Here is a 5,459-nt window from a genome sequence, read left to right on the forward strand (position 1 = left end):
TGTCAACGATGTATCCGGTCTATAGTGTCAACGATCTCTCCGGTTGCACAACGCGGAGCGACTCCGGGTGAGGGCCCTTTGTCAAGGCCGGGACCAGCCCTCACCCGGTCGTCCTGCGGACGCCCGACCTCTCCCGCCAGGCGGGAGAGGCAACGCAAAGAGCCACGTTCGCGCTCAGCCCCCCTCCTGATACTCCGCCAACCTTTGCAGCAACGCGCCGGCGGCGATCAGCTGGGCCCGTTCCTCCGCACTCAGGCAACCGGCGACGGCCTCGGCCAGCCAGGCCTCGCGCCGGCTGCGGTTGGCCAGCACCGCCTGGGTGCCGGGGTCGGTGATCACCACATGCAGCCGGCGCCGGTCGCCGGCATCGGCCTCGCGCCGCACCAGCCCGTCCTTCTCCAACCCGCCCAGCAGCGCCGCGACATTGGACGAGCGCAGCCCCTCGACCGCGGCGAGCTCGGTCGGGCTGGCCGTGCCCCCCAGGCGCAGCAGCGCGGCCAGCAGCATCAGCTTCGACAGCGGGATGTCGCCGCTGTCGGATTCGCGCCGCAGCCGCCGCAGCAACGCCATCAGCTGCAGCCGGAAGGCGCCGAGCTGCTCGCGCTCGGTCGGGGAGATCTGGTCCGGGTCGATCATTTTGCTATTCTGTTATAGCTAAAACGCCATAGCCATTCGAGACGGCCGGTTCCATGATCATGCCATGGACGGCAGGCACCGTGCGTTCCCGCCGCGAAAGCGAGGTTCCGTGTCCCTTCCCGACGGCCTGCCCCTGCCACGCCGCAGATGGGCCTTCGCCACCGTGGTGCTCGGCATCATGCTCGCCGTGCTCGACGGCTCCGTCGCCAATGTGGCGCTGCCGACGATCGCGGCCGAGTTCCAGGCCAGCCCGTCGATGTCGATCTGGATCGTCAACGCCTACCAGCTGGCGGTGGTGGTCTCGCTGCTGCCCCTCGCCGGGCTGGGCGAGATCTACGGCTACCGCCGGGTCTATCTCGGCGGCCTGGCCCTGTTCACCGTCGCCTCGGTGGCCTGCGCATTGTCGGACTCGCTGCTGGCGCTGACCCTGTCCCGCGTCGCCCAGGGCTTCGGCGCCGCCGGGATCATGAGCGTCAACACCGCGCTGATCCGCTACATCTTCCCGCGTGCCCGGCTGGGCCATGTTCTGGGCATCAACGCCATGATCGCGGCCAGCGCCTCGACCGTCGGGCCCAGCTTCGCCGGCGCCCTGCTGTCGATCTCCTCCTGGCCGTGGCTGTTCGCCATCAACCTGCCGCTCGGCGTCGCCGCCCTGATCATCGGCAGCCGCAACCTGCCGGAAAGCGACCTTGCCGACCGCCGCTTCGACCTGCTGAGCGCGCTGCTCTCCGCCGCCACCTTTGGCCTGCTGATCACCGGCATCGACAGCATCGCCCACGGGCTGGACTGGGGGCTGGTGGCGCTGCAGTTCGTCATCGGGTTCGGCGCCGCCATGTGGCTGGTGCGGCGGCAGCTGGGCCGGACGACGCCGCTGGTGCCGCTGGACCTGCTGCGCATCCCGGTGGTCGGGCTGTCGGTCGCCACCTCGATCAGCTCCTTCGCGGCGCAGATGGCGGCCTTCGTGACGCTGCCCTTCCTGCTGCAGACCGGTTCCGGCTTCTCCCCGGCCCAGGTCGGGCTCTTGATGATCCCCTGGCCGCTGGCGGTGGCGGTCACCGCGCCCATCGCCGGCCGCCTGTCCGACCGGCACCCGCCCGGCCTGCTGGGCGGCATCGGCCTCGCCCTCATGGCCATCGGCCTGGTGCTGATGGCGACCCTGCCGGCGGATCCCTCCCCCTTCGGCATCGTCTGGCGCATGGCGCTGTGCGGCGCCGGCTTCGGCCTGTTCCAGGCGCCCAACAACCGGGTGATGATCGGGTCGGCCCCGCGCGCCCGCAGCGGTGCCGCCAGCGGCATGCTGGGCACCGCCCGGCTGCTGGGCCAGGCCACCGGCGCCGCCCTGGTGGCCCTGCTGTTCGCCCATTTCCCCGACCATGGCGCTCAGGCGGCGCTGCTGACCGCGGCCGGGCTGGCGACCGCCGCCACGGTGGTCAGCTGCCTGCGCCTGGCCACCCCGGCCTACACCGCCGACGACCCGGCGCCGGAGCCGGGAGACGCGGCAGCGAGCCGGTAGTGGCACTCCGCGCGCGGGAGCGTTGCGTCGGCCGCCCTTGCGCCGCGGGCGGGAATGGCGTTCTTTCTGGGTGTTTCCGACGGGTGCCGCGGTTCTTTTCCGATCACTGCGACCATCCGGATCGACCGAAAGTGACCCGAGCAGCACGGATCCAGATCAATGCCAGCCTATCGTTCCCGCACCACCACCCACGGCCGCAACATGGCCGGAGCCCGCGGGCTCTGGCGGGCGACCGGCATGACGGATGCGGATTTCGGCAAGCCGATCATCGCCGTCGTCAACTCCTTCACCCAGTTCGTGCCCGGCCATGTCCACCTCAAGGATCTCGGCCAGCTGGTGGCGCGGGAGATCGAGGCCGCGGGCGGGGTCGCCAAGGAATTCAACACCATCGCCGTCGATGACGGCATCGCCATGGGCCATGACGGCATGCTGTACAGCCTGCCGTCGCGCGAGATCATCGCCGACAGCGTCGAGTACATGGTCAACGCGCATTGCGCCGACGCCATGGTCTGCATCTCGAACTGCGACAAGATCACGCCCGGCATGCTGATGGCCGCGATGCGGCTGAACATCCCGGTGGTGTTCGTGTCCGGCGGGCCGATGGAGGCCGGCAAGGTCAAGGTCGGCGGCGAGGCCAAGTCGCTGGACCTGATCGACGCCATGGTCGCCGCCGCCGACAGCCGGATCAGCGACGAGGACGTGAAGGTGATCGAACGGTCGGCCTGCCCGACCTGCGGCTCCTGCTCCGGCATGTTCACCGCCAATTCGATGAACTGCCTGACCGAGGCGCTGGGCCTGGCGCTGCCGGGCAACGGCTCGACCCTGGCCACCCATGCCGACCGCCGGCGCCTGTTCGTCGAGGCCGGGCACCTGATCGTCGACCTGGCGAAGCGCCACTACGAGCAGGATGACGAGTCCGTGCTGCCGCGCAGCATCGCCAGCTTCGCCGCCTTCGAGAACGCCATGACGCTCGACATCGCCATGGGCGGGTCGACCAACACCGTGCTGCACCTGCTGGCGGCGGCGCAGGAGGGCGGCGTCGATTTCACCATGGCCGACATCGACCGGCTGTCGCGCCGCGTGCCGGTGCTGTGCAAGGTCGCGCCGGCAGTGGCCAATGTGCATATGGAGGATGTCCACCGCGCCGGCGGCATCATGGCCATCCTGGGCGAGCTGGACCGCGCCGGCCTCTTGAACCGCGACACCCGCGTGGTCCATGCCGAAAGCCTGTCGGCCGCGCTGGATCAGTGGGACATCAAGCGCACCGACAGCGAGTCCGTGCACCGCTTCTACGCCGCGGCGCCGGGCGGCGTCCCGACCCAGGTCGCCTTCAGCCAGGATGCGCGCTACCCCAGCGTCGACACCGACCGCAAGCGCGGCACCATCCGCGACCTGGAGCACGCCTTCAGCCCCGATGGCGGCCTGGCGGTGCTGTACGGCAACATCGCCGAGGATGGCTGCGTGGTGAAGACCGCGGGCGTCGACGCCAGCATCCTGACCTTCTCCGGCCCGGCCCGAATCTTCGAGAGCCAGGACGCGGCGGTCGAGGGCATCCTGGGCGACCGGATCAAGCCCGGCGACGTGGTGCTGATCCGCTACGAGGGCCCGAAGGGCGGTCCCGGCATGCAGGAGATGCTGTACCCGACCAGCTATCTGAAGTCGAAGAGCCTGGGCAAGGTCTGCGCCCTGGTCACCGATGGCCGCTTCTCCGGCGGCTCCTCCGGCCTGTCGATCGGCCATGTCTCGCCCGAGGCGGCGGAGGGCGGCGCCATCGCCCTGGTCGAGGAGGGCGACACCATCGAGATCGACATCCCGGCCCGCAAGATCCACCTCGCCGTCTCCGACGAGGTGCTGGCCCACCGCCGGGCGGCGATGAACGCCCGCGCCGACGGCGGCTGGCAGCCCTCCGCGCCGCGCGCGCGAAAAGTCTCGATGGCGCTGCAGGCCTATGCGGCGCTGACCACCAGCGCCGCCCGCGGCGCCGTGCGCGACGTGAGCCAGCTGAAGCCGCGCAAGGCTTGAGGGTGCAGCGGGCGGGAGGTTTTCCCGCCCGCGGCCTTTACCTGACCGCTGATCCGTCCTACATCCCCGGTTCGCATCGCAGGCCGCCGCGCGGCCGGCGATCCCGTGGACGGACCGAATTCGAGAGGAGCGCACGGCATGCGCGCCGAGACCGAAGCCAAGGCCCAAGAGATCAAGCAGTCGCTCGCGCTGCTGAGGAGGTCTCTTTGACTGGGACAACGCACTCAGACGACTGGACGAGCTGAACGCCCTCGCCGAGGACCCGAAGCTCTGGGACAGCCCGGAGAAGGCGCAGACCCTGCTGCGCGAGCGCACCCATCTGGATGACGCCATCGGCGGCTACAAGGCGCTGGCCGGCGAGTTCGACGACACCGTCGGGCTGATCGAGCTGGCCGAGGCCGAGGGCGATGTCGAGGTTCTGGCCGACGCCGAGACCCAGCTGGGCCAGCTGGCCGAGCGGGTGGCGAAGAAGCAGCTGGAAAGCCTGCTGGCCGGCGAGGCCGACGGAAACGACGCCTATCTCGAGGTCAATGCCGGCGCCGGCGGCACCGAAGCCCAGGACTGGGGCCAGATGCTGCTGCGCATGTATGTGCGCTGGGCCGAGAAGCACGGCTTCAAGGTCGAGTGGCTGGAGGAGAGCCCGGGCGAAGAGGCCGGGATCAAATCGGCCACGGTGCTGATCAAGGGCCACAACGCCTATGGCTGGCTGAAGACCGAATCGGGCGTGCACCGCCTGGTCCGGATCAGCCCGTTCGACAGCGCGGCGCGGCGGCACACCAGCTTCTCCTCGGTCGCGGTGGCGCCGGTGATCGACGATTCGATCGAGATCACGATCGACGACAAGGACCTGAAGGTCGACACCTACCGGTCCTCGGGCGCGGGCGGCCAGCACGTCAACAAGACGGAATCGGCGATCCGCATCACCCACATCCCGACCGGCGTCATCGTCGCCTGCCAGAACGACCGGTCGCAGCACCGCAACCGGGCGATGGCGATGGACATGCTGCGCGCCCGCCTCTACGAGCGCGAGCTGAAGCTGCGCGAGGCCCAGGCCGACGCGCTGAACGCCGAGAAGACCGACATCGGCTGGGGCCACCAGATCCGCAGCTACGTGCTGCAGCCCTACCAGATGGTGAAGGACCTGCGCACCGGCGTGGAGACCAGCGCCTCCTCGGCTGTGCTGGACGGCGACATCGACCAGTTCCTGGAGGCGTCGCTGGCGGCGAAGCTGAAGGGCCAGGGCGAGGACCTGCAGACGGCGTGAGCCTCGGGGGGGGGCGCGGGGGGC

The 5,459-nt window shown here is 70.0% G+C and carries 4 protein-coding genes; 3 read left to right on the top strand and 1 reads right to left on the bottom strand.

Features of this window, described 5'->3' with window-relative positions:
* Window positions 1-174 precede the first annotated feature (174 nt).
* A complete protein-coding gene (locus tag AAHM41_RS38565; RefSeq protein ID WP_342241937.1) occupies window positions 175-636 on the bottom strand; it encodes a MarR family winged helix-turn-helix transcriptional regulator in 462 nt (153 codons plus the stop codon).
* A 109-nt stretch (window positions 637-745) separates the two neighbouring features.
* Here AAHM41_RS38565 and AAHM41_RS38570 point away from each other — a divergent pair, with 109 nt between their 5' ends.
* From AAHM41_RS38570 to prfB, 3 genes are all read left to right on the top strand, one after another.
* A complete protein-coding gene (locus tag AAHM41_RS38570) occupies window positions 746-2,149 on the top strand; it encodes an MFS transporter (RefSeq protein ID WP_342241938.1) in 1,404 nt (467 codons plus the stop codon).
* Window positions 2,150-2,308: 159 nt separating this feature from the next.
* A complete protein-coding gene (ilvD, locus tag AAHM41_RS38575) occupies window positions 2,309-4,171 on the top strand; it encodes a dihydroxy-acid dehydratase (protein WP_342241939.1) in 1,863 nt (620 codons plus the stop codon).
* A 138-nt stretch (window positions 4,172-4,309) separates the two neighbouring features.
* A protein-coding gene (gene prfB, locus AAHM41_RS38580; protein ID WP_342241940.1) for a peptide chain release factor 2 occupies window positions 4,310-5,435 on the top strand; the annotation gives its coding sequence in 2 pieces (ribosomal slippage) (window positions 4,310-4,378 and window positions 4,380-5,435; 1,125 coding nt in all).
* The last annotated feature ends 24 nt before the right edge of the window (window positions 5,436-5,459 follow it).

The sequence above is a fragment of the Inquilinus sp. OTU3971 genome, assembly GCF_038440215.1.